A 24,363-nucleotide genomic window follows, 5' to 3' on the forward strand; every position below is an offset into this window, starting at 1 on the left:
TGGAACACAATCCCCGTGTGATCGAGCTGGCCATGCTCCCCCAAGCGATTCGCTCGATGGGGGACGTGGACCTGCCGCAGGCCGAGGCCGCGGCGCGCCTGTCCGACGGCCGCCGCCGCTCGGTCCGCCTCGACGCGCTGACCCCCGACGAGATCGCGCGCCTGCGCGAAGAGGCGGTCGGCCCCGGCGTCGTCGTCCTGCCCGGGATCCACGGCGCGAGCGGGAAGTCGCCGGTGATCGTCGTCGCCGACGATCCGTCGCTCCGGCGCCTCGGAACGAACCTCGAGACACGCGGGCTTCGCGCGGTCGGGAGCGCTCTCCGCACGGCCCTCACCGCTTACGACCGGACGGCGTTCGGTCTCGCCTTCGCCGACGGCACACTCCTCGATCTCGCGGACGGCACGCGCGTCATGGGCGTCCTCAACGTCACCCCCGACTCGTTCGCAGGCGGCGGCGCCGTGCTCACGCCGCAGCAGGCGGCCGACGCCGCCGCGCGGATGCTCGACGAGGGCGCCGATCTCGTCGACGTCGGCGGGGAGAGCACCCGCCCGGGCGCGGACCCCGTCCTCGAGGACGAAGAGGTCCGCCGCGTCGTCCCGGCGATCGAAGCGATCAAACGAAGGTGCCCCGTACGCATCTCGGTCGACACGACGAAGGTCGCGGTGGCGCGCCTCGCCATCGAAGCCGGCGCCGACCTCGTCAACGACGTCTCGGGGTTCGCCGACGCCGAGATGCTCGCAGTCATCCGCGCGATGCGGGTCCCCGCGATCGCGATGCACCGCCGCGGGACGCCGAAGACGATGCAGCAGGATACCCAGTACGTCGACCTGCTCTCTTCCGTGGTCGGCTTCCTCCGGAACCGCGTCGAGAAGGCGGTGGCCGCCGGAGTCGCGGATGATAAGATCCTGATCGATCCGGGCCTCGGGTTCGGGAAGTCGGCGGCCGGAAACCTCCAGATCTTGCGCGAGCTGCCGACGCTCAAGAGCGTGGGTCGTCCGATCGTCGTCGGCGCGTCGCGCAAGGCGTTCATCGGCGGCACGCTCGACCTCCCGGTCGGGGAGCGGCTCGAGGGGAGCTTGGCGGTCGCGGCGTTCGCGGCCTGGAGCGGTGCTCACGTCGTTCGCGCGCACGACGTCGCCGCGACGAAGCGGGTGACGCGCATGATCGACACGATCCGGACCACCTGAGGGCCGAAGACGATGTGGGAGCGACTCGCCGCGGCCGTGCACCTGCACGAGCTGAACGGGCTCGCGGCCCTCGACATCGTCATCCTCGCGGTCATCATCTATCAGATCCTGCTGCTCATCCGCGGCACGCGCGCGGTCCACATGATCGTCGGCGTCGTCGCGCTCGTTGTCCTCCACTTCCTCACGCGTCCCGGGCTCTTCTACCTTCCCGCGGTGCACTCGGTCCTGGGCGACCTCCTCCTCTACATCCCGTTCGCCGTCATCGTCCTCTTCCAGAACCAGCTCCGCCAAGTGCTGGCGCGCGTCGGCCGCAACCCGATCGCCGCGCTCGTCTCGAGGAAGCCCCACGAGAACGTCGTCGAGGAGGTCGCGCTCGCCGCGACGTCGCTCGCGAGCAAGAAGCTCGGCGCCCTCATCGTCTTCGAGCGCGAGCTCGGGCTGCGCGCGTTCTCCGAGACCGGCATCACGCTCGACGCCTACGTCTCCTACGACCTCCTCCTCTCGATCTTCCAGCGGGGCGCCCCGCTCCACGACGGCGCCGTCGTCATCGTCGGCAACCGCATCCGCGCTGCGTGCGCCTACCTGCCGCTGACGACGAACCCGAACCTCTCCCGCACCTACGGGACGCGGCACCGCGCGGCGATCGGCATCACCGAGGAATCGGACGCCGTCACGATCGTCGTCTCGGAGGAGCGCGGCACCGTCTCGTTCTGCGAGGGCGGCCGGATCGAGGAAGATCTCGACGCCCGCAGCCTGACCGAGCGGCTCCAGCAGGCGCTCGCCCCGCGCCGCGAGACCTGGTGGCCGTTCGCGCGGCGCGATGCCCAGGACTCGCGGGTCGAGGCCCCCCGTGCTTGAGTGGGCGCTCCGCCGATGGCACCTCAAGGTCCTGGCGATCGGGCTCGCCTTCGCCGTGTGGGTCGCGGTCATCGGCGAGGGCCGTAGCGTCTCCGACTACCACGTGCCGGTCGACATCTCGCTCGCCTCGGACGCGGCTCTCCTCGGCGCGCCGCCGACGAACGTCCTCGTCCGCCTGCGCGGTCCCGAATCGCTCCTGAGGCGGCTCGACCCGTTCGACCTCTCGGTCCGCGTCGACCTGCGCGACGCGCCGAGCGGCGACCAGTCGGTCACGCTCACCTCCCGCCACGTCGCCGGCGTGCCTCGCGACGTCGAGGTCGCCCTGGTCGAGCCGGATCGCCTCCGCCTCACGGTGGCGCACAAGAAGCGGCGCGAGGTCCCGGTCGTGCCCACCATCGTCGGGCGCCCTCCGCGCGGGTACGCCGTCTACGGTGCTTCCGCGCGCCCCTCGGCGCTCGAGGTCGAAGGGCCGGACACGAAGCTCACCGCGCAGACACGCCTCAAGACCGATCCGATCCGCGTCGACGATCAGCGCGAGGCGTTCGTGGCCCGCGTCGGCGCGACGCCGGACACCCCGAACATCCGCGTGTCGGACAGCCGTCCGCTCGACGTCACGGTCTACGTCGATCTCGCGCCGGTGACGGCGACGATCGAGCGCGTACCGGTCGTCGTGGTGAACGGCGGGCCCGGCGCGGCCTCGTCCCCTTCCTCGGTCGTCGTCACCGTCTCGGCCCCGTCGTCGCTCGTGCCGAAGCTCCGCGCGGGGCATCTCCGCGCCGTCGCCGACGGCGGCGACGGGCCGCTCCACGTCGAGTTCCCGGGGCTCGATCCCGACGAGCGCGCGAAGGTGACCGTCCTCGATCTCTCCCCGAAGAAAGTCACCGCGCGCAGGAGCACACGATGAAGCGTCTGTTCGGGACCGACGGGATCCGCGGGGTCGCCGGGTCTCCCCCGCTCGATCCGCCGACCGTCCGGAAGTTCGGCCTCGCCTTGGCCGCCGTGCTCACGCGCGAGCTGTCGCACGCGCCCCGCGTCGTCGTCGGACGCGACACGCGCGAGTCGGGCCCGTGGATCCGCGATGCCGTGGCCGACGGGCTCGCGAGCCGCGGCGCCAGCGCCGTCGATGCCGGCGTCATCACGACCCCCGGCCTCGCCTACGCGACCCACGCGGGCCTCTTCGACGCCGGCGTGATGATCTCGGCGAGCCACAACCCGTTCGAGGACAACGGCCTCAAGGTGTTCGGCAGCGCGGGCGTCAAGATCGCCGACGAGGTCGAGGCGCGGATCGAGTCGCTGATCCTCGATGCCGCGCTCCAGGCGCCGCCTGCGGGAACCGGTCGCGCCACCGAGGACGGGTCGCTCGTTCGCCGCTACATCGAGTCGCTCGAGCGGCTGCTCCCGCGCGGCCGCTTCGCCGGCCTGCGCCTCCTCCTCGACTGCGCGAACGGCGCCGCGGCGGGCATCGCGCCGCCGGTCTTCCGGCACCTCGGCGCCGCCGTCGACACGCTCGGCGACGCGCCGAACGGCCGCAACATCAACCTCGACTGCGGCTCCCTTCACCTGGACGGTCTCGCGTCGCGCATGAGCGGCGGCGGCTTCGACCTCGGCCTCGCCTTCGACGGCGACGCCGACCGCTGCCTCGCCGTCGACCGGACCGGGCGCTTCATCGACGGCGACCACATCCTCTTCCTCTGCGGGCGCGGCCTGAAGCGCCGCGGCTCGCTCGTCGGCGATTCGATCGTGGCGACCATCATGAGCAACTTCTGGCTCGAGAAGCGCCTCGCGCAGGAGGGTATCCGCCTCCACCGCGCGCCGGTCGGCGACAAGTACGTGCTCGAGCGCATGGTGACCGAAGACGCCGTCCTCGGCGGCGAGCAGTCGGGCCATGTCATCTTCCGCGATCGCGGCACGACCGGCGATGGGATCATGACCGGCCTCATGCTCCTGGACGCCGTCCTCGAGGACGGCGACGCGCTCGAGACGACGATGGACGGCATCGCCCCTTACCCACAGCTCCTCGTCAACGTGCGCGTGAAGGACAAGCCCGACCTGCGTGCGCATCCCGCGATCGGCCCCGTCGTCGCCGCCGTCGAGCGCGAGATCGGCGACCGCGGCCGTGTCGTCCTCCGCTACTCCGGCACCGAAGGCCTGGCCCGCGTCATGGTCGAGGCCGACGACCATACCCTCGTCAAGAACGGCGTCGACCGCATCAGCGCGGTAATCCGAGAGTACTTAGGCTAGGCGTGCATGGAAAACCACGCGCCAGCGCTGGTTCCGCAGCGGACTGCCGCCGCAGAACAAACCTTCAGTCCCGAACAAACACTACATGTCATACCAGGAGGCTGTGGCGGACCCCGTGAGGATGCCGCCCTGGTCGCAGACGTTCTGAGGATCGGAGACGATACAGTAGCACCAGATGTTGGGGCCATTGTTCTCGCAGTGCGTGATCATTCCTTGATGCGGCCCGACAGGCCCGAGGTGCTTTGCTGCGGGGACTGCGATTTCAACGTGATCGGAGAACGTCTGAATCGAGGGGGGCGTCGATCCAATGGGATAGGTCAAGGCGAACCCCTTCGTAGCGCAGATGACGCCAAGAATGCGCTGCGAGGTGTCAAGACCATACAGTGCACGTTCCGGAATCCCAGATGCGAACGCCGGAGTACGTGTCCGTCGCGTGGACGATTCCGACTGAGCAGATCAGTCCAATTGAAATGCCGACCAGCGCTCGCTTGAATTTGTCTCGGTGCATGCCAACCTCCTGGGATTTGAACGTCGATGCAATTCCCTGTGACGACCTGGAAATCGTTGTCTCACCGGCTCTGAGAGGCCTCTTGTTGGTTTTTCTGTCGTTGGCTCGTCAGTATCTCCGGAGGGAGAGTGGAAACGGAGGGTCGATGCTTTACGGCTTCCACAAGTTCTTGAACCCTCTCCAACCAACCCTTTCCAGATCCAAGTACGACCTCTCGGATGTAGCCTTCCCGATCCACAATCCAAGTGCAGGGAAGTGCCCTGAGCCTTAGGTGTTCCCCACCGAGCAGCACGGGGAACGAGTATTCCTTCCGGAACTCCTTGAGGAACTCCGCAATCGCCGGCAGATCTCGATCCATATTTACGCTCACAAATGCCAGAGAAGCGTCCCTACGGACCTTTCTGAAAAGTTTCTGGACGTCCGGGAAACCATCGATACATGGACTGCACCATGCAGCCCATTGCACCACTATCAGAACTCGTCCACCAAAATCACGATCCGTGAACTCGCGTCCATTCAGGTCACGCCATGCGAACGGCCCAATTGGATCAAACAAGCCCTTGTATTGCCTCTCTACATCTGGACCTTTAGCCACAAGCGATGAATCGGTGGTCCCTTGGCCAGCAAGGCAAGGTCGTGACGGGCAAATCATCGCCAGCAAGATTGGAAGTATGCAAACAGTGATGGCTGCGGTGCGCTCACGCATGGTGCGGCTCCTGACAACTCAGAGCCCTCAAACTGACCGGCGAAGTATCTCACCGCTCCGTGCCGACGCAACTACGAAAACTGTTAAGACTTTGCGACGTCGCCGAGTTCGCCTGCTCCCTCGTCAAGCTTGCCTCAACCAGCGGAAGAGCTCGGGGATCGACGGGCGCTTGCCGTACATGAGCAGGCCGGTGCGGAAGATGCGGGCGGCGAAGCGCAGGAGCACGAAGACCCAGCCCACCAGTAGCGCCAGCGTCAGGACGATCTCCCACCAAGGCACGCCGCCGGTGCCGATGCGAAACATCATCGTCGAAGGGGACGTGATCGGGATGTAGGAGAGGATCCGGGCGGTGGTCCCGTGCGGCTCGCGCAGGAGCACCGCGGAAAACCATAGCGGCGAGACGGCGCCGATCACCCACAGCATCCCGTACTGCTGCATGTCCCGGGCCGTCGTGCCGATGACGCCGGTCGCGGACATGAGCGTGCCGTAGAGCAGGAAGCCGAGCACGAAGTACGCGAGGCAGAGGATGACGGTCATCGGCGAGAGCGCGAGCCCGGCGACGAGCGCCGCCGCGGGGACGACCGCCATCATCAGCCAGATCGCGAGCTGGAGGAGCCCGGCCGCGCCAAGCCCGAGGAGCTTCCCCATCAGGAGCGAGCGCGCGTCGATCGACGAGAGGATGATCTCGATGACGCGGGTCTCCTTCTCCTCGCTCACCCCCTGGATCATGGTGCCGCCGCTCGCGACGATGGAGATCGCGAGCAGGATCACGAACGCGAACGGTACGCCGAGGCGGCGGATTTTCTCGCCGAGTCCGCTCTCCGTCCAGGTTCCGTCGGGCCGCTTGAGGAGCGTCGTGGCGTCGACCGGGTTAAGGATCCGCTCCGCCACCTCCGGCGGGAGATGGTCGGCGGTCAGACTGCGCACGAGCAGGAGACGCAGCGGGACCATCGCGAGCTTCCCCTCGGACACGATCGACTCGCTCGGGTCGTACGCCGTGATCTTCCCGGTCGCGACGTAGTCCTTGGGGATCACGTAGAGCGCCCCGACCTCCTTGCGCGCCATGGCCGCGAGCGCCGCTTGCTCGTCATCGAACGGGATGAACTGCGTGCCGCTCAGCAGCGACTTCGCCATCGCGGCCCCATCGCCCCCCGCCTTGCCGGACATGGCGAGGACGCGATCGATCGCCTCCTTCGCCTCGTGCGGCGCCTCCGCCAGCGGCGAGGTCGGGCCGGCCTCGAAGCGCACGATCCCCGCGTGATCGACGATCGCCGCCTTGCCGACCGGCTTGTCGAGCTTGGCCCCGGCCGAGGCGATGAGGAAGATGAGCCCCGCGTAGAGGCCCACGAAGACGGGCATACCGAACGTCGGGATCAGCCAGCCGGGGCGCTTCACCGTGCTCAGGAACTCCCGCCGGAAGACGACGCCGACCTTCCCCTTCATGCGGCCGCCCCTTCTCGCGTCGCGACGTGGACGAAGATCTCCTCGAGCGGCGTCGGCGCCGCCTCGAAGCGCGCCACCGTGCAGCCGGCGCCCAGCGCCTCGCGGAGATACGTCTCGGGCGTGACGGCGGGATCGAGCGTGAGGCGCAGCTCCCCGCCGACCGTCTCCGACGCGAGCACGCCGGGGACCGATGCGAGCGGCCCCTCGCCGTCCACCACGACGACGTTGCCGCGCCCGCTCGCCGCCCGGATCTCGGCGGCGTACTTCTTCTTGATCTCGCGCACCGTGCCGTAGAGGACGCGCTTGCCGCGATCGATCATGACGATCCGGTCACACAGCTCCTCGACCTGATCCATCTGGTGCGTCGAGAGCACGACGAGGCGCCCGTCGCGCTTCAGGCCGTGGATGATCTCCTTGACCATGCGCGCGTTCAGCGGATCGAGGCCGGAGAACGGCTCGTCGAGCACGACGACCTCGGGGTCGTGGAGGAGCGTGCCGACGATCTGGACCTTCTGCTGCATCCCCTTCGAGAGCGCGTCGACGCGCTTCTTGCCCCACTCGCCGAGGCCCACGCGGTCGAGCGCGTCCTGCGCCTTCTTCTTCACACCCGGCCCCGTCATCCCCTTGAGGCGGGCGAAGTAGTCGAGCACGTCGAGCACCTTCTGCTTCCGGTAGAGGCCGCGCTCCTCCGGGAGATACCCGACGCGGTCGTGATCGGCCTCTTGCGACGGCCGGCCGCTGACGAGGATCCGGCCCGAGTCGGGCCGGAGGATGTCCATCGCCATCCGGATGAACGTGCTCTTGCCGGCGCCGTTCGGACCGAGGAGGCCGAAGATCTCCCCGCCCTGCACCTCGAACGAGACGCGATCGACGGCGACCTTTCCGTCGTAAGCTTTGGAGACATCTTCCGCTGAGAGTGACGGCATCCGCGGATTATAAGGGGCCGGCCATGCCATAATCCGGCCCGCCGGCCCCGAGGGGCAGGTGCCACCCGGAGACCTCCCGCATGAGCCCGATCGCTCGCCGTTTCGCTGCCTTCACTCTTCTTGCCGCCGGACTCACGGCCTGCGGCGGCGGGGGCTCCGGCTCCAAGGAGGCGGCGACGCCTCCTCCTGCCGCGCCTGCCGCCGGAAACGCTCAGGCCGCCGCCGCGCCTTCGGGCGATGCGATCCTCATCGGCCACTTCGGCTCGATGACCGGATCCGAGGCGACGTTCGGCCAGTCGACCGACAACGGGATCCGGCTCGCGATCAAGGAAGTGAACGCCGCCGGTGGCGTGAAGGGCCGGCCGATCGCGATCAAGACCTACGACGATCAGGGCAAGAGCCAGGAGGCCGGGACGGCGGTCACGCGTCTCATCACGGACGACAAGGTCGCCGCGGTCCTGGGCGAGGTCGCCTCGTCGCTCTCGCTCGCCGGCGGGCGCGTCGCCCAGCAGTACGGCGTCCCGATGATCTCCCCCTCCTCGACGAACCCCAAGGTCACGCAGATCGGCGACATGGTCTTCCGCGTCTGCTTCCTCGACCCGTTCCAGGGATGGGTCGAGGCGAAGTTCGCGCGCGAGAACCTCAAGGCGCAGAAGGCCGCGATCCTCTACGACCAGGCGCAGGCGTACTCCAAGGGTCTCGCCGACTTCTTCAAGGACGCCTTCGAGAAGATGGGCGGCACGATCACGACGCAACAGGCGTACACCGGCGGCGACCAGGACTTCTCGGCCCAGCTCACGACGATCCGCGGGACCAACCCCGACGTCATCCTCGTCCCCGGCTACTACACCGACGCCGGCAACATCTCGATCCAGGTGCGCAAGCTCGGCATCACCGTGCCCCTGATCGGCGGCGACGGCTGGGACAGCACGCAGCTCGAGGCGATCGGCAAGGACGCGATCGAGGGGAGCTACTACTCGAACCACTACTCCTTCCAGGAGAACCGGCCCGAGGTGAAGAACTTCGTCGAGAAGTACAAGGCCGACTACGGCAAGGTCCCCGACGGCCTCGCCGCGCTCGGCTACGACGCCGCGCGCCTCCTCTTCGACGCGATGAATCGCGCCTCCGCTCTCGACGGAAAGACGCTCGCCGCCGCGATCGCCGCGACGAAGGATTTCAACGGCGTGACCGGGTCGATCACCATGGACGCGAACCGCGACGCGCGGAAGTCCGCCGTCATCGTCCAGGTGAAGGGCGGCATGCCGGTCTTCGTCACGAAGATCGAGCCGCCGAAGTAGAGCGGTCCCCGAAGCCTCTCGCCCGTGACGAAGTTCCTCCAGACGTTGATGGACGGCATCGCCGTCGGGAGCCTGTACGCGCTCATCGCGCTGGGCTACACAATGGTGTACGGCATCCTCCAGTTCATCAACTTCGCGCACTCCGACATCTTCGTCCTCGGCGCGTGGATCTCGTACACGATCGCGGTCGCGCTCGGTTACGCCGCGGCGACGACCTCGCCGCCCGCGTGGGAGAGCCTCCTCATCATCCTCGCGGCGATGGCGACCTGCGGCGCCGTCGGCTTCACGATCGAGCGGCTCGCCTATCGCCCTCTTCGCAAGGCGCCGCGCCTCAACGTGCTCATCACCGCGATCGGCGTCTCGCTCTTCCTCCAGAACGTCGGCCAGCTCAAGTGGTTCTTCGGCACGCAGCCGCAGCGGATGCCCGCGGTCCTGGACGACCGGATCCTCGGCTCGCTCGCGGGCGTGCAGATCCACTCGGTCGATCTCATCGGCGCGGCGACGGCGCTCGGCCTCATGGTCGTCCTCGACTGGCTCATCTTCCGGACGCGCCTCGGCCGCGCGATGCGCGCGGTGAGCCACGACATCGCGGTCGCGTCGCTCATGGGGATCAACGTCGACGCGGTCATCTCGTTCACCTTCGTCCTCGGGTCGTCGCTCGCCGCGGCCGCCGGGTTCCTCTACGCGATGAAGTACCCCGGCCTGAACCAGCCCGCCCACGCGACGTGGGTACTCCTCGGCCTCAAGGCGTTCGTCGCGGCGGTCATCGGCGGGATCGGCAACATCCGCGGCGCCATGCTCGGCGGCATCCTCATCGGGTTCATCGAGCTGTTCGGTGCGGCCTACCTCTCGCCGCACCTGCGCGACATCTACGTCTTCTCCATCCTCATCCTCGTGCTGCTCGTCCGTCCCACCGGGATCCTCGGCAAGCCCGTCGCGGAGAAGGTGTGATCAAGGCGGCGGTGCCGGTCCTGATCGGCGTGGCGCTCGCCGTGCTCGTCCAGCTCGCCGCCGGGCCGATCATCGGCCCCTTCGCGGCCAAGCTCCTCATGGACATCGGGATCAACGTCATCCTCGCGGTGTCCTTGAACCTCGTGAACGGCTTCACCGGCCAGTTCTCGATCGGCCATGCCGGCTTCATGGCGGTCGGCGGCTACACCGCGGGCTGCATCACCTACTACGGCTCGTTCCTGCTCTTCGGCAACACGCAGGTGCAGCCCGGCTGGCTCTCGCACGGCGATCTCCTCTTCCTCGGTGGCTGTCTCGCCGGCGCGGTCGTCGCGGCGATCGCCGGCATCATCGTCGGGCTTCCATCGCTGCGACTCCGAGGTGACTACCTCGCGATCGTGACCCTGGGCTTCGGCGAGATCCTTCGCGTCATGCTCCAACGCACCGGCGACGTCCTCGGAACGGCCGACGAGGTGCACAAGGCCAGCGTCGGCACTTTGGCGACGAGCCTCGGCGGCTCGCTCGGCTTCTCGGGAATCCCCTATTACACCGATCTCTTCTGGATCTACACCTTCGTCACGATCACGCTCGTCGTCGCGCTCCGCCTCAAGTTCTCGAGCTACGGGCGCGCGTTCCTCTCGGTGAGGGAGAACGAGATCGCGGCCGAAGCGGTCGGCATCAACACGACGCGACTGAAGGTGAGAGCGTTCGTCCTCGCGGCCGCGTTCGCCGGTATCGCCGGCGGCCTCTTCGCTCACGAAGTGGGCACTTCACTCAACCCCAGAGAGCTCGGCTTCCAGAAATCGTTCGACATCGTGATCATGGTCGTCCTCGGCGGCATGGGCTCCGTCTCCGGCGCGGTCCTCGCCGCGATCGTGCTCACGCTCCTGCCGGAAGCGCTGCGCAGCTTCTCCGAGTTCCGGATGCCGATCTACGCGCTCGCCCTCATCCTCATGATGATCCTGCGCCCGCAGGGGATCCTCGGCCTCAGAGAACTGTGGGAGCTGTCGTGGTTCCCGAAGCGCAAGACGAAGCCGACCGAGAAGGCGGCAGCATGAGCGGCCTCCTCGACGTCAAAGGCGCGGGCATCTCCTTCGGCGGCCTCAAGGCCGTCCAGGATTTCACGCTCGCGATCCCGAAGGGCGCGCTCTACGGCCTCATCGGCCCCAACGGCGCCGGCAAGACGACGGTCTTCAACATCCTGACCGGCGTCTACCGCCCCGACACGGGAACGATCCGCCTCGACGGAAGAGACTTGCTCGGCTTCAAGCCGCATCAGATCGCGGCGTCGGGGATGTCGCGCACCTTCCAGAACATCCGCCTCTTCTCCAACCTCTCAGTGCTCGACAACGTCCGCATCGCCTGCCACGTCCGGGGCAAGCACTCGTTCCTGAGAACGATCCTCCGCACCGGCGGCCAGCGCGCCGAGGAGCGCAAGATCCTCGACCGCTCGATGAACCTGCTGCGCCTCTTCGACCTCGAGGACCGCGCCCACGAAGAAGCGCGCTCGCTCCCCTACGGCGACCAGCGCCGCCTCGAGATCGCGCGCGCCCTCGCGACCGAGCCCAAGGTCGTCCTTCTCGACGAGCCCGCGGCCGGCATGAACCCCAAGGAGACGCACGCGCTCGCCGCTCTCATCAAGCGGTTGCGCGACGAGTTCGGCGTGACGATCCTGCTCATCGAGCACGACATGGGCCTCGTCATGAAGATCTGCGACCGCATCATGGTTCTCGACTACGGCATCACGATCGCCCAGGGCGAGCCCGCCGACATCCAGAAGAACCCGCGCGTCATCGAGGCCTACCTCGGCCAGGCCACGGAGGCCTGACCGTGGCGCCGCTCCTCACGATCGAGAGCCTCCACGTTCGCTATGGCGCGATCAGCGCCCTCCACGGCATCTCGATCACCGTCGAGCCCGGCGAGATCGTCACCCTCATCGGCGCGAACGGCGCCGGCAAATCGACCACGCTCCGCGCGGTGAGCGGCCTCTGCAAGTGCACCGGCGGCAAGATCGTCTTCGACGGCCACGATCTCGCCGGTCTCCCGCCGCACAAGATCCTCCGCCTCGGCCTCGCCCAGGTCCCCGAAGGCCGCGGCATCTTCCCGAACCTCACCGTCGACGAGAACCTCGACCTCGGTGCTTTCGTGCGGAAGTCGAAGCGAGAGGTCGCGGAAGATCGCGACCGCGTGTTCACGTTGTTTCCCCGCCTGAAGGAACGCATCGCGCAGCGCGCCGGCACGCTCTCAGGCGGCGAGCAGCAGATGCTCGCGATCGGCCGCGCGCTTCTGGCGCGCCCACGCCTCCTCCTCTTGGACGAGCCCTCGCTCGGCCTCGCCCCGCAGCTCGTCCAGACGATCTTCAAGATCATCCGCGAGATCAACGCCTCCGGCACGACGATCTTCCTCGTCGAGCAGAACGCGCACATGGCGCTTCAAGTTGCCCATCGCGCCTACGTGCTCGAGGTCGGAAACGTCGTCATGCAGGGTGACGCGAAGACGCTCGCCGCCTCGGATGAAGTGAAGAAGGCGTATCTGGGGATTGCGTAGTCCTACGCCGTCCTCCGCATGCGCACCCGCGCCCACTTCACGAGCAGGAAGCCGAGCGTCGCAATGACGAGCCACGGGATGATGCACGCGAGGAAGTAGATCGTTCCGGCGACGGACGTCAGAAACGTGTCCTCCGCGTCGTGCAACGCACGACCGATCGCAGCGAAGCGACTGGGAGCGGGCGTGGTGTCGGTGGGCATCAGCTCCACCGTCAGCGTGGCCATTGCGACGCGGCCTTCGTAGAAGTGCTGCGTCCCTTCGATCTCCTCGATCTCGCCGACGACGCGCTCGAGCTCCTTCTCGGCGTCGATCACGTCGGAGAGCTTGCCGGTTCGGGTGGCAAGGATTCCGTGCAGGCGCTCTTCCGTGCCGCGCTTGGCACGCAGCCGCGTCGCCAGGTCGAAGTACGACTTCGAGACGTCCTCGGTCGTCACGGTCTCGAGCGTGACCTTTCCCAAGGCGCGCAGCGATTCGAGCGTCGACGACACGCGCTTCGTCGGGATGCGCATGGCGAGCGTCGCGAAGGGCGTTCCGTTCACGTTGCGGCCGGCGTTGGCGTTGCCGATGAATCCCCCGGCGCCGTCGGCCAAGACCTGTACCTCACGCGCCGCCGATTCGACGTCCTTGACCTCGAGCTTCAGTCCGCCGGTCATCGCCAGCATCGGGTCCGGAGAGCCGGACGATTTCGCGGCGTCGCGTGGGGGAGGGGCCGCAGCCGCCCCTATGTAGCCGAGCGACGCGAGCCTGCCTACGTCCTTGGCTTCGAGCGCCATGTCCGCCTGACGCCTCGCGAGGAGGGGCGCGGACCGGTTGCAGGCCATGGCGGCGAAACCGATCACAACCAGAACGAGCGCGAGCCTTGTTTTCATGCGAGTCCTCCCGCGGCGCCCCGGGTTCGTGGGGGTTGGCGCCGCGAACGATGGGTTGGACAGCGGCGGGGCAGGAAGGTTCCCGGCGAGTGCTGGGCCATCCTCGATGCTACGGCGGCTCGAGCGCCGCCTGGGACGCCGGAGCCTCACGACCGCGGTGATTTCACCTCAGCGCGACGCGTTGTGGCGAGGTAGACGATCACGCCGATCGCTCCGACGGCTCCGGCGACCATGAGCGGCAACCCCGGCTCTCGCGTATACAACCATCCGCCGAATGCGCCCGCCGGTACGACGAGCAGGTTCCGGATCGTGTAGTACACGCCGACCGATCGGGCGCGATGCGCGGGGTCGGAGAGATCGACGATCATCGCCTTGCGCGCGGGCTCGCCCATCTCCTTCAAGCCGCCGACGACGAACGCGGCAACGAGAGCGGGCCAGCCGTGCGCGAAGCGGACGGCGACGGGGAACGCCGCGAACGCGACGAACGTCGCCGCGACGAGCGGCCGGCGTCCCGTGAGATCGGCGAGTCGTCCCATCGGCAGGTACATGACGATCGCGACGGACTGCTGGATCGCGTAGAGCACGCCGAACGCCGCGGCCGATCGTCCGAGCGGGCCGGTGACGTAGAGAACGATGAACGACGCCGCGATCCCCTCGCCGATCCTCACGAGCGCGTCGGCGGCGAGGAGGCGCTTGAGCGACGGCGCCATGCGCTGCCACACGACGCGCGCGGAGGATCGGTCGGCGGCCGTGGTGGCTTCCGCGTCGGCGAAGCCGATCTGCTGCGCGAGGAGCACGAGCGCCGCGATCGTGATCGAGGCGAGGAGCGCCGCGCGCACGCCCGCGACGACACCGAGGGCGACGATGAGCGCGCCGCCGATCGGGGCGCCGATGACTCTCGGGACGCGGACGAGGACCGACTGGACGGCGAAGGCGACCGACCGACGCTCCTTGGGGAGGGCGTCGCCGACGACCGCGAACGTCGTCGGGAACGCGCCGGACTTCCACGCCATGACGAGGAAAAGGCCGGCGATCACGGCCGGGCCGGTCCCCGCCACGGCGTAGACGACGTAGCCGAGCATGGCGATCGCCGTCATGAGCATGAGCGCGCGCTTGCGGCCGAACCGGTCGGCGAGCCAACCTCCGGGGTACTGGTAGAGGCCGTCCAGGAGGTCCCGCACGGAGGCGAACGCCCCGATCGTCCGTCCCCCCGCGCCGAGGGCGGCGATGTACTTGGGTAGGAACTGTTGCCACAGCTCCTCGGCCATCGACAGGCCGAAGATGCTCCCGGCGAGGACGGCGACGTTCCGGGACCTAGGCATTTTCGTGGCGATCCTAAACGTTTGGGCCGGTTTCCGGGTCTCTATGACGTATGGGCAAAGAGACGCGGGCCTTGCGATAATCCCCGGACCCATGGCTCGCGTTCTCACTCGGTGGGTGGTGGCATGTGCCGCTCTGGCGGCCGTTAGTGCCGTGCGTGCGGGCTCGGTGCCCCTCCCCGAGAACCCGGGGCGCGGGATCGTTCCGGAGTCGTTTCCGGCGGCGCCGCCGTATCAGCCGGCGCCGATCTCACCCGAGATCCTGGCACGGCGCGACCGGCTGACGCTGGCGGATGTCCTCGAGGTCGCGCTCACGAACGACCCGACGACGCAAGTGGCCTGGCGGGAGGCGCGCTCGCGGGCCGAGACGGTCGGGGTGGAGAAGTCGGCCTGGTGGCCGAATCTCGACGTCACCGCCGGCGCCACCAAGGCGAAGACCGCGGTCCAGGGGGGACTGTTCACGCTCGAGCAGACGACCTACGGGCCGGGCGCGATCCTCACCTGGGAGATCCTCGATTTCGGACGGCGGTCGGGAGCCGTGGCGAGCGCACGCGCCGATGCGTTCGCCGCGGTGTGGTCGCACAGCGCGACGGTCCAGTCGAAGGTACTCGAGACGACGCAGGCGTATGTCGCCTACGTCGATGCGAAGGCGCAGCTCGGCGCGGCGCGGACGACCGAGGCGGAGACGGCGAAGAACCTCGACGCCGCGCAGCAGCGCCGCGAGGCGGGCCTGGCGACGATCGCCGACGTGCTCCAGGCGCGTACGCAGCATTCGCAGGCGACGCTCCAGATGCAGACGATCGAGGGGAGCATCGGCTCGCTAAGGGGCTCTCTCGCGACCGCGATGGGATTGCCGGCGAATGTACCGTTCGAATCGATCGAGCTGCCGGAGGAGCCGCCGGTCGTCCAGTTCGGCGACTCGGTCGACGCGCTCATCGACAAGGCGCTCTCGCAACGGCCCGATCTCGCCTCGGCTCGCGAGGAGTGGCTGAAGGCGAAGGCCGACGTGAAGGAGGTGCGCGGCTCGTGGCTGCCGCGCCTCGACCTCACGGGCACCGCGAACAAGAACTACTACAGCCCGGCGCCGTTCGTCTCCAGCTTCGAGCCATGGGCGATCGGCCTGACGCTGCGCATCCCCGTGTTCAACGGTCTCCGTAACAAGCACGAGATCGCGCGGGCGAAGGAGGACGAGGCGCAGGCCGCCGCGTCCGCGCGCTCCGTCGAGCAGACGGTCATCAACGACGTCTGGACGAGCTGGTACGACCTCGCGACGGCGAAGCAGCGCGTGGCGACGTCGAAGGACCTCCTGGAGAGCGCGACGGAGTCGGAGGCGGTGGCGCTCGGCCGGTACACCGAAGGCGTCGGCACGCTCCTCGATCTCCTGAACGCCCAGTCCGCGCTCGCTCTGGCCCGCGCGCAGGAGATCGCGGCCCGCAGCGACTGGTTCTCCGCCGCCGCCAAGCTCCTCTACGCCACCGGCGGCCTCACCGGGCCGGAGGTCATCCCCCGCCCCGCGGGTGCCGAGGTCGTCCGATGATCCGTCGCCTTCTCTTCCTCGCTGTCGGATTGGGCCTCGCGTCGTGCGGTGACAAGCAGGCCGCGACGGCGCCGCCCGCGCCCGCTCCGGTCGTCGTCGCGAAGGCGGAGGTGAAGACCGTTCCCGTCGCGATCCGCTCCATCGGGAACGTCGAGGCGATGGCGTCGGTCGCCATGCGCTCGCGCGTCGCCGGATCGATCCTGGAGGTGCACATCGCCGACGGCGCGGACGTGACGAAGGGCCAAACGCTCTTCACGATCGATCCGGAGCCGTTCAAGATCGCGCTCGCGGGGGCGGAGGCGCAGCTCGGCCGCGACCAGGCGCTCCTCGAGAAGGCGAAGAGCGACGTAGCGCGCTACGAGAAGCTCGTCGAGAAGGAGTACGTCACCCGCGAGCAGTACGAAGGCGCCGTCGCCCAGTCCGGATCGCTCGCGCAGACGATCCAGGCCGACAAGGCGGCCGTCGACGCGGCGCGGCTCAACGTCTCCTATTGCACGATCACGGCGCCGATCAACGGGAAGGCCGGAACGGTCATGCTCCGGACGGGGAACCTCGTCAAAGCGAACGACGACCCGCCGCTCGTGACGATCCTCCAGATGAAGCCGATCCACGTGACCTTCTCGATCCCGGAGAAGCGTCTGCCCGAGGTGCGCGAGGCGTCGGCAAAGCACCAGCTCGACGTCCGCGCGTCGAACAAGGGCGAGACCGGGGGAGGGCACCCCGGCCGCCTCGCCTTCATCGACAACACGGTGGACACGACGACCGGCACGATCAAGCTCCGCGGCGAGTTCCCGAACGACGATCGCGCCCTTTGGCCGGGACAGTACGTCGAGGTCGCGCTCACCGTCTCGGAGCAAGCGGACGTCGTCGTGGTGCCGGCGTCGGCGATCCAGGTCGGCCAGCAGGGAAGCTACGTCTACGTCGTGAAGCAGGACAACACCGCAGAGATGCGCCCCGTCCAGATCGGCCGCACCGAGAACGGCGCGGCGATCGTCGCGAGCGGCCTTGCCGGCGGCGATACGGTCGTGATCGACGGCCAGCTCCGCGTCGTGAACGGCGCCAAGGTCGCCCCCAAGGCGTCGCCGTGAACATCTCCCACCTCTTCATCAAGCGGCCGGTCACGACGACGCTCGTGATGCTGGCCCTCCTCGCCTTCGGGTGGGCGTCGCACGGGAACCTGCCGGTCAGCGACCTCCCGAACGTCGACTTCCCGACGCTTCAGGTCACGGCGAACCTTCCCGGCGCCTCTCCAGAGACGATCGCGGCGTCGGTCGCGACCCCGCTCGAGAAGGAGTTCTCGACGATCGCAGGGCTCGACCAGATGAACTCGGCCTCGGCCCTGGGCTCGACGCAGATCACCCTCCAGTTCGTCCTCGACAGGAACATCGACGCGGCGGCGCAGGACGTGCAATCCGCGATCGCGCGCGCGGCGAAGAACCTCCCCGCGGACATGCCCACCCCGCCGTCGTTCCAGAAGGTGAATCCTGCCGATCAGCCGATCCTCTACATCGCTCTCATGTCGACCGCGATCACGACGTACGCGCTCGACGAGTACGCCGAGAACCTCCTCGCCCAGCGCATCTCGCAGGTGTCGGGCGTCGCGCAGGTCCAGATCAACGGTGCGCAGAAGTACGCGGTGCGCGTCAAGATTGACCCGCAGGCCCTCGCCAGCCGCGGGATCGGGATCAACGAGGTGGCGACCGCCCTTCGCAACGCGAACTCGAACCTCCCGACCGGTGCGCTGTGGGGTCCCGAGCGCACCTACACCGTCGAGACGAACGGCTCGCTCCTGAAGGCCGAGGCGTACCGGCCGATCATCGTCGCCTACCGCAACGGCCAGCCGGTGCGCCTGGATGAGCTCGCGACGGTCATCGACGGCGTCGAGAACGAGAAAACCGCCGCCTGGTACGTCGACCAGAAGGACGGCGCGCAGCGCGCGATCGTCCTCGCGATCCAGAAGCAGCCCGGGACGAACACGGTCGAGGTCGCGAAGTCGGTCCGCGCCCTCCTCCCCGACTTCCAGTCGAAGCTTCCCGCCGCCGTCCAGCTCAAGGTCCTCTTCGACCGCTCGGAGACGGTCAAGGAATCCGTCCGCGACGTCCAGACGACGCTCGGCCTCACGCTCGTCCTCGTCGTCCTCGTGATCTTCCTGTTCCTGCGGAACCTCTCCTCGACGGTGATCCCGAGCCTCGCGCTCCCTCTCTCGATCCTCGGCACGTTCATCGTCATGTACGGGTTCGGCTACAGCCTCGACAACCTGTCGCTCATGGCGCTCACGCTCGCCGTCGGGTTCGTCGTCGACGACGCGATCGTCGTGCTCGAGAACATCGTCCGCCACATGGAGATGGGGAAGCCCGCGATGGAGGCGGCGATCGACGGCTCGCGGGAGATCGGGTTCACCGTGATCTCGATGACGATCTCGCTCTCGGCCGTCTTCATCCCGATCCTCTTCATGGGCGGGATCATGGGGCGTCTCTTCCACGAGTTCGCGGTCGTCATCGGCGTCGCGGTCCTGATTTCCGGGTTCATCTCGCTGTCGCTCACGCCGATGCTCTCGAGCCGCTTCCTGAAGCCCGAGCGCGAGGCGCACCACGGCCGCTTCTACACGGTCACGGAGAAGTGGTTCGACAAGTCGCTCGCGTGGTACGACGCCGGGCTCACCTGGTCGCTCCGGCACCGGATCTCGATCATGGCGCTCACGCTCGTCATGGTCGCCGGGACGGTCGCGCTCTTCGTCGTCATCCCGAAGGGGTTCATCCCCGACCAGGACACCGGGCAAGTCCTCGGCTTCACCGAAGGCCAGGAGGGGATCGGCTTCGACGCACTCGTCACGCACCAGAAGGAGATCGCCGCGATCGTCGCGCAGGAGCCGTCGATCGAGGCGTTCATGTCGTCCGCCGGCTCGCGCGGCACGATCACCGGCAACAACCAGGGGATCGTCTTCCTGCGCCTGAAGCCGAGGAACGAGCGCGACGGCGTCAACACGATCATGGCCCGCCTGCGCGACAAGGTGGCGCCGGTCGCCGGGATGCGCGTCTTCTTCCAGAACCCGCCGGCGATCCGGCTCGGCGGGCGCCTCACGAAGAGCCAGTACCAGCTCACGCTCCAGAGCACCGACATCGACAGCCTCTACCAGTACGCGCCGAAGCTCGAAGCCGCGATGAAGCAGCTCCCCGAGGTCCGCGACGTCACGACCGACCTGCTCGTGCGCAATCCGCAGGTCAACGTCCAGATCGATCGCGACAAGGCCGCGGCCCTCGGCCTCACCGCCGATCAGATCGACGACGCGCTCTACACCGCGTACGGCTTCCGCCAGGTCTCGACGATCTACGCGTCGAACGCGTCCTACCAGGTCATTCTCGAGGTCGACCGGCAATATCAGAACGACCCGTCGGCGCTGCCGCTCCTCTACGTGCGCTCGTCGAAGGGCGAGCTGATCCCGATCGACACGCTCGTCAACATGGCGACCGGCGTCGGCCCGCTCACCGTGAGCCATTCCGGCCAGCTCCCGTCGGTGACCCTCTCGTTCGACCTCGCGTCGGGGGTCTCGCTCGGGCAGGGCGTGACCGCCGTCCAGCGCACCGCGCGCCGCGTCCTCCCCGCGACGATGACCACGGCGTTCCAGGGAACGGCGCAGGCGTTCCAGGCGTCGCAGCAGGGGCTCGGCCTCTTGCTCGTGATCGCGGTGCTCTTCATCTACGTCGTGCTGGGGATCCTCTACGAGAGCTTCATCCACCCGCTGACGATTCTCTCCGCGCTGCCGTTCGCCGGCTTCGGCGCGCTCTTGACGCTCCTCGTCTTCGGGAAGGACCTCTCGGTGATCGCGTTCGTAGGGGTCATCCTCTTGGTCGGCCTCGTGAAGAAGAACGGGATCATGATGGTCGACTTCGCGATCGAGGCGCGGCGGAACGAGGGGAAGGACGCGTTCCGCGCGATCCACGACGCGTGCCTCGTGCGCTTCCGCCCGATCATGATGACGACGATGGCGGCGCTCTTCGGGACGCTGCCGATCGCGCTCGGCCTCGGCGCCGGTGCGGAGGCCCGGCAGCCGCTCGGCCTCGCCGTCGTCGGCGGCCTCCTCTTCTCGCAGATGCTGACTCTCTTCGTGACCCCGGTCGTCTACACCTACATGGACAGCTTCGAGGTGTGGGTTCGCGGCCTGACGGGGCGGCGAACCGCCGAGCGGCACGTGGCGCAGCCGGTTGCATAATTGAAAGAGGGTTAACAGTTCACAGTTAACAGTCGACAGTACTTTGAACTGTCAACTGTTAACTGTTAACTGTTAACCATTCCAGCCCTATATTGAGCCGCGGAGGAGCGGCTCATGCGGTTACGCATCCTTCCCTTCGTCCTTCTCGCGACGCTCGCGCGAGCGACACCGCCGCCGGCTGATCTCAGCGCACGCGGTCTTCGATACGCGGTCGTCACGGTGCGACACGCGCTCTCGGTCGACGAGCACAAGCAGCTCGAGTCGGCGGGAGCGGTGCTCCTCGATTCTGCCGGCAAGGGGGCCTATCGCATCCGCTTCGCGCCCGGGGCGGAGAACGCGATCCGGCGGCTTCCGTTCGTGGACGGCTTCGGCGCGCCGACCTCCGAGCGGAAGATCGACCCACAGCTCTCCCTCGCGTCGAACGGGCCCGCGCCGGTCGCGATCCGTGTCGTCCTCGATGGCGGCGAGCCGGCGCAGCGCGTCCTCGATCTCCTCGACGGACACGATCCCCGTGCGACCGCGGCGGGGAAGGACGGTGCGTGGCGCATCGTCGCGACGGTCCCGGGGACAGCGCTCGGCGCGCTCCTCGATCGGCTCGCGGCGCTTCCCGAGGTCGAAGGGATCGAGCCGGTCCGCGTCATCCGCGCGCTGAACCAGGACGCGGTGTGGGTCCACCAGTCGTTCGTCGGGCCGTCGCCGCAGCAGACACCCGTCTTCGACCACGGCATCTTCGGCTGTGGCCAGATCGTGGGGATCGCCGACACGGCGCAGGACTACGACGCCTGCTTTTTTCGCGACACCGTCAATGGCCCGCCGCCGATCGCGACGTGCTCCACGCCGCCGTGCCCGGCCGCGGCGCCCGCGGGGAATCGCCGCAAGGACGTCCTCTACTACAACTGGTCGGGCGGCCCGACCGGCGAGGAAGACACCTGCCCCGCGACGACGACCGGCACGTCGGGGCACGGGACGCACACATCCGGCTCGATCGCCGGCGACGCGGCGCCGTACGCGGACTGCGCGGGGTTCACCACCCCGGGCCGGAACGGCGGCGACGGATTGGCGCCCGGCGCGAAGCTCGTCGTCGAGGAGATGGGCGACGGGTTCGAGTACCTCAACGACTTGGGCGGGACGCTGTGGAACCTCACGGACGTCGCCTTCACGACCGGCGCGCGCATCCACTCCAACTCGTGGGGCGGCGCTTGCTACGACGTCTTCGGCGACTGCACGCCGGGATGCACGATGCCGTACGACTCATACGCGCGCGACGCCGACCTCGCGATGTGGAGCCATCCGGACCTCCTCATCGTGACCGCGGCCGGGAACGGCGGCGCGTACTGTCCGGCGCCGATCTCGGTCGGCACGCCCGCGAATGCGAAGAACGTGCTCGCGGTCGGGTCGGTCGGTCATGGGACCGCGGCGACGACGCCTTCGTATTTCACGAGCCCGGGGCCGGTGCACGACGGCCGCCTCGCCCCCGCCGTCGCCGCGCAGGGCGAGTCGACGGTCTCGGCGGCCTCCGACGCGAACCTCGCGACGAACAACTGCGGGACCTGCTCGCTCGACGGCTCGTCGATGTCCGCGCCGACGACCGCAGGGCTCGCCGCGCTCGTGCGCGAGTACTACACCACCGGGTTCTACGCGACGGGGGCGCGCAACCCGGGGAGCGGTTTCGTCCCGTCCGGCGCGCTCCTCAAGGCGACCCTGATCGACGGCGCCGTCGCGCTCGGTGCCAACACGTCCGACCCCGACTTCACCTCCGGGTTCGGGCGCATCGAGCTCGACCGCACGCTCGCGTTCACGGGGGGCCCGTTCGCCCTCCGTGTCGACGACCGCCGTGAGGGAGTCACGACCGGGAGTGTCGTCTCGCACGCCTATGACGTCGCCGCCGGCCAGCCGTTCCGGGCGACCCTCGTCTGGACCGATTATCCCGGCGCCCTCAATGCCGACGTCGCGCGCGTCAACGAGCTGAAGCTCGAGGTCGTCGATCCCTCGGGCACGACCTGGTTCCAGACCCTCGATGCGACGTCCGGCCTGCCCGTTCCGACCTCGAACGGGGCGCTCCCGCACGACACACGGAACGTCGAGGAGCGCCTCGTCTTCGCGACGCCGGCTCCGGGCCGGTGGATCGTCCGCGTGCGCGGGATCGATGTGCCGTTCGGGCCGCAGCCGTTCGCGCTCGTCGTGCGCGGGGCGATGACCGACTGCCCCGCGCCGCCGGCGCCTCCGGCCCCTGCGCTCGGGACGCCGGCCGATCATCAGGTCCAGGTGACGTGGTCGCCGGTCTCGGGCGCAGCGGGCTACAACGTTTACCGCAGCTTCGGCCCGTGCCCCGGCGGACCGTGGGTGCCGGTGGCGACGGCGGTCGCGGGGACCTCGTTCCTCGACACGACGGTCTCGGGCGGCGCCGCCTACAGCTACGTCGTGACCGCGGCCTCCGATCCCTCGGCCGCGTGCGAGTCGGCGCGCTCCGGATGCGCGTCCGTCGTTCCGACGGGCGACTGCACGCTTCTGCCCGCGTTCCACGGTGTGCGCGAGGCAGTCAGCGACGGCTTGAGCGCTTGCTCCGTCGACGTGCGCTGGGATCCCGCGACGGCGTACTGCAGCGGCGGACTCACTTACAACGTGTACCGCGGGACGTCGAGCGGCTTCGTGCCCGGCCCGGGCAATCGCGTCGCGCGGTGCGTCTCAGGGACGACTTTCACCGATTCGGTGAGCCTCGCGTACGGGACGACCTACTGGTACGCCGTCCGCGCCGAGGACGGGACGAGCGGCCATGGCGGCCCCTGTCACGGCGGGAACGAAGAAGCCAACGCGGTAATGGCGGCCGTCGCTCCCGACGGGCCGCCGGCGCTCGGCACCTGGAGCGACGACGCCGGCGACACCGGCACCGCGAAGATGGGTGCGGCTTCACCTTGGTCCGACGATGCGACCGGCGGCCACGCCGCGCCGCACGTCTACACGGGCAACAGCTCCTCCGGCATCTGCGCCGACCTGCCGACGCCGACGATCACGCTCGCCAGCCCCGCACAGGGACCGCAGCTCACGTTCTGGACCAAGCACGACCTCGACTACGACCCGACCGGCGAGATCTTCGGTCGCGAAGGCTCGGTCGGGCAGGTCGAGATCGCGACCGGCCCGTCGTTCACCGGTTGGACCCGTGTGCCGCTCACGCCGGATTACCCCGAGACGGTCGACTTCCCGTACAACCAGTGCACGACGACGCAGAACCCGGGCAACTACTTCACCGGCCTCCACACGACGTACACGCAGTACTCGGCGTCGCTCGCCAACTGGGCCGGCGGCGACGTGAAGATCCGCTTCCACCTGTCCGGAGATCTCCTCTACCCCGGCGGCCACTGGTGGCTCGACGATCTCAGCGTGACGCAGGCGCTCGTCCCCGGCTCGTGCCAGTCGATCGCCGCGGGACCGCCGCCGGTTCCGGACACGATGCACGCGTCCCGAAGCGGCACGTCCGTGGCGATCACGTGGGACGCGACGCAATGCCCCGCCACCGCGGTCAACATCTACCGCGGCGCCATCGGGAGCTTCGCCTCGTTCAACGGCGGAAGCTGCGGGCTTGCGCCGTCGGGAAGCGCCACCGTGGCGATGCCCGACAACTCGTGGTTCCTCGTCGTCGCCACCGACGGTGGATCAACCGACGGCAGCTACGCGAAGGGCGTGACGGGCAGCGAGCTCTTCTACGCCGGCGCGTCCTCGGCCTGTCCGGCGATCGCGGCGCACGTCACGAACAACGCCTGCCCCTAGG

17 protein-coding genes are annotated in these 24,363 nt (G+C 68.5%); 13 read left to right on the plus strand and 4 right to left on the minus strand.

Annotation, left to right across the window (positions count from 1 at the left end):
* The first annotated feature begins 17 nt into the window (after window positions 1-17).
* Genes folP through glmM form a run of 4 tightly spaced genes read left to right on the plus strand, consistent with a single transcriptional unit; the run spans window position 18 to window position 4,286 of the window.
* On the plus strand, window positions 18-1,187 hold the full coding sequence (gene folP / locus VFV19_05600; protein HEX4823764.1) for a dihydropteroate synthase: 1,170 nt from the start codon (window positions 18-20) through the stop codon (window positions 1,185-1,187).
* Window positions 1,188-1,199: 12 nt separating this feature from the next.
* Window positions 1,200-2,045, plus strand: a complete 846-nt coding sequence (cdaA, locus tag VFV19_05605) for a diadenylate cyclase CdaA (protein ID HEX4823765.1) — start codon at window positions 1,200-1,202, stop codon at window positions 2,043-2,045.
* Window positions 2,038-2,949, plus strand: a complete 912-nt coding sequence (locus VFV19_05610; protein HEX4823766.1) for a CdaR family protein — start codon at window positions 2,038-2,040, stop codon at window positions 2,947-2,949. Before cdaA ends, VFV19_05610 begins: the two co-directional genes overlap by 8 nt.
* Window positions 2,946-4,286: a phosphoglucosamine mutase gene (gene glmM, locus VFV19_05615; GenBank protein ID HEX4823767.1), complete on the plus strand. Its 1,341-nt coding sequence runs from the start codon at window positions 2,946-2,948 to the stop codon at window positions 4,284-4,286. The genes VFV19_05610 and glmM overlap by 4 nt, the downstream gene beginning before the upstream one ends.
* Before the next feature lie 1,337 nt (window positions 4,287-5,623).
* On the opposite strand, the gene VFV19_05620 is transcribed toward glmM, so the two are convergent.
* Together VFV19_05620 and VFV19_05625 are read right to left on the minus strand one after the other, a co-directional pair.
* The gene (locus tag VFV19_05620) at window positions 5,624-6,943 is read right to left on the minus strand and encodes an ABC transporter permease (GenBank protein HEX4823768.1); all 1,320 of its coding nucleotides are present in this window, start codon (window positions 6,941-6,943) and stop codon (window positions 5,624-5,626) included.
* Window positions 6,940-7,869: an ATP-binding cassette domain-containing protein gene (locus VFV19_05625; protein HEX4823769.1), complete on the minus strand. Its 930-nt coding sequence runs from the start codon at window positions 7,867-7,869 to the stop codon at window positions 6,940-6,942. The genes VFV19_05620 and VFV19_05625 overlap by 4 nt, the downstream gene beginning before the upstream one ends.
* An 80-nt stretch (window positions 7,870-7,949) precedes the next feature.
* On the opposite strand from VFV19_05625, the gene VFV19_05630 reads away from it, so the two are divergent.
* Genes VFV19_05630 through VFV19_05650 form a run of 5 tightly spaced genes read left to right on the plus strand, consistent with a single transcriptional unit; the run spans window position 7,950 to window position 12,662 of the window.
* Window positions 7,950-9,167 carry an ABC transporter substrate-binding protein gene (locus VFV19_05630; GenBank protein ID HEX4823770.1) on the plus strand — a complete coding sequence of 406 codons (1,218 nt, stop codon included), beginning with the start codon at window positions 7,950-7,952 and terminating at the stop codon, window positions 9,165-9,167.
* 24 nt (window positions 9,168-9,191) lie between these two features.
* Complete coding sequence (locus VFV19_05635; protein HEX4823771.1) at window positions 9,192-10,118, plus strand: branched-chain amino acid ABC transporter permease; 927 nt, start codon at window positions 9,192-9,194, stop codon at window positions 10,116-10,118.
* A complete protein-coding gene (locus VFV19_05640) occupies window positions 10,115-11,173 on the plus strand; it encodes a branched-chain amino acid ABC transporter permease (GenBank protein ID HEX4823772.1) in 1,059 nt (352 codons plus the stop codon). The genes VFV19_05635 and VFV19_05640 overlap by 4 nt, the downstream gene beginning before the upstream one ends.
* Window positions 11,170-11,943, plus strand: a complete 774-nt coding sequence (locus tag VFV19_05645; GenBank protein HEX4823773.1) for an ABC transporter ATP-binding protein — start codon at window positions 11,170-11,172, stop codon at window positions 11,941-11,943. Before VFV19_05640 ends, VFV19_05645 begins: the two co-directional genes overlap by 4 nt.
* A 2-nt stretch (window positions 11,944-11,945) precedes the next feature.
* Window positions 11,946-12,662, plus strand: coding sequence for an ABC transporter ATP-binding protein (locus tag VFV19_05650; protein HEX4823774.1), 717 nt, complete (start codon window positions 11,946-11,948; stop codon window positions 12,660-12,662).
* A 2-nt stretch (window positions 12,663-12,664) separates the two neighbouring features.
* On the opposite strand, the gene VFV19_05655 is transcribed toward VFV19_05650, so the two are convergent.
* Together VFV19_05655 and VFV19_05660 are read right to left on the minus strand one after the other, a co-directional pair.
* The gene (locus VFV19_05655; GenBank protein HEX4823775.1) at window positions 12,665-13,531 is read right to left on the minus strand and encodes a DUF4349 domain-containing protein; all 867 of its coding nucleotides are present in this window, start codon (window positions 13,529-13,531) and stop codon (window positions 12,665-12,667) included.
* 146 nt (window positions 13,532-13,677) lie between these two features.
* On the minus strand, window positions 13,678-14,853 hold the full coding sequence (locus VFV19_05660; GenBank protein ID HEX4823776.1) for an MFS transporter: 1,176 nt from the start codon (window positions 14,851-14,853) through the stop codon (window positions 13,678-13,680).
* 91 nt (window positions 14,854-14,944) lie between these two features.
* On the opposite strand from VFV19_05660, the gene VFV19_05665 reads away from it, so the two are divergent.
* The 4 genes from VFV19_05665 to VFV19_05680 all read left to right on the plus strand — a co-directional run bounded on the left by VFV19_05665 (window position 14,945) and on the right by VFV19_05680 (window position 24,362).
* Window positions 14,945-16,387 carry a TolC family protein gene (locus tag VFV19_05665; protein ID HEX4823777.1) on the plus strand — a complete coding sequence of 481 codons (1,443 nt, stop codon included), beginning with the start codon at window positions 14,945-14,947 and terminating at the stop codon, window positions 16,385-16,387.
* Window positions 16,384-17,475, plus strand: a complete 1,092-nt coding sequence (locus VFV19_05670; protein ID HEX4823778.1) for an efflux RND transporter periplasmic adaptor subunit — start codon at window positions 16,384-16,386, stop codon at window positions 17,473-17,475. Before VFV19_05665 ends, VFV19_05670 begins: the two co-directional genes overlap by 4 nt.
* The gene (locus tag VFV19_05675) at window positions 17,472-20,597 is read left to right on the plus strand and encodes an efflux RND transporter permease subunit (GenBank protein ID HEX4823779.1); all 3,126 of its coding nucleotides are present in this window, start codon (window positions 17,472-17,474) and stop codon (window positions 20,595-20,597) included. Before VFV19_05670 ends, VFV19_05675 begins: the two co-directional genes overlap by 4 nt.
* A 114-nt stretch (window positions 20,598-20,711) precedes the next feature.
* Complete coding sequence (locus VFV19_05680) at window positions 20,712-24,362, plus strand: S8 family serine peptidase (protein HEX4823780.1); 3,651 nt, start codon at window positions 20,712-20,714, stop codon at window positions 24,360-24,362.
* Window position 24,363 lies beyond the last annotated feature (1 nt).

The sequence above is a fragment of the Candidatus Polarisedimenticolaceae bacterium genome (genome assembly GCA_036275915.1).
In the GTDB taxonomy this organism is placed as follows: Bacteria; Acidobacteriota; Polarisedimenticolia; order Polarisedimenticolales; family DASRJG01; genus DASRJG01.

Excerpts from the sequence above, each read along its gene's own strand:
- cdaA (HEX4823765.1), top strand. The coding sequence starts at position 1,200 with ATGTGGGAGCGACTCGCCGCGGCCGTGCACCTGCACGAGCTGAACGGG.
- glmM (HEX4823767.1), top strand. The coding sequence starts at position 2,946 with ATGAAGCGTCTGTTCGGGACCGACGGGATCCGCGGGGTCGCCGGGTCT.
- VFV19_05620 (HEX4823768.1), bottom strand. The coding sequence starts at position 6,943 with ATGAAGGGGAAGGTCGGCGTCGTCTTCCGGCGGGAGTTCCTGAGCACG.
- VFV19_05625 (HEX4823769.1), bottom strand. The coding sequence starts at position 7,869 with ATGCCGTCACTCTCAGCGGAAGATGTCTCCAAAGCTTACGACGGAAAG.
- VFV19_05630 (HEX4823770.1), top strand. The coding sequence starts at position 7,950 with ATGAGCCCGATCGCTCGCCGTTTCGCTGCCTTCACTCTTCTTGCCGCC.
- VFV19_05645 (HEX4823773.1), top strand. The coding sequence starts at position 11,170 with ATGAGCGGCCTCCTCGACGTCAAAGGCGCGGGCATCTCCTTCGGCGGC.
- VFV19_05655 (HEX4823775.1), bottom strand. The coding sequence starts at position 13,531 with ATGAAAACAAGGCTCGCGCTCGTTCTGGTTGTGATCGGTTTCGCCGCC.
- VFV19_05660 (HEX4823776.1), bottom strand. The coding sequence starts at position 14,853 with ATGCCTAGGTCCCGGAACGTCGCCGTCCTCGCCGGGAGCATCTTCGGC.
- VFV19_05665 (HEX4823777.1), top strand. The coding sequence starts at position 14,945 with ATGGCTCGCGTTCTCACTCGGTGGGTGGTGGCATGTGCCGCTCTGGCG.
- VFV19_05670 (HEX4823778.1), top strand. The coding sequence starts at position 16,384 with ATGATCCGTCGCCTTCTCTTCCTCGCTGTCGGATTGGGCCTCGCGTCG.
- VFV19_05680 (HEX4823780.1), top strand. The coding sequence starts at position 20,712 with ATGCGGTTACGCATCCTTCCCTTCGTCCTTCTCGCGACGCTCGCGCGA.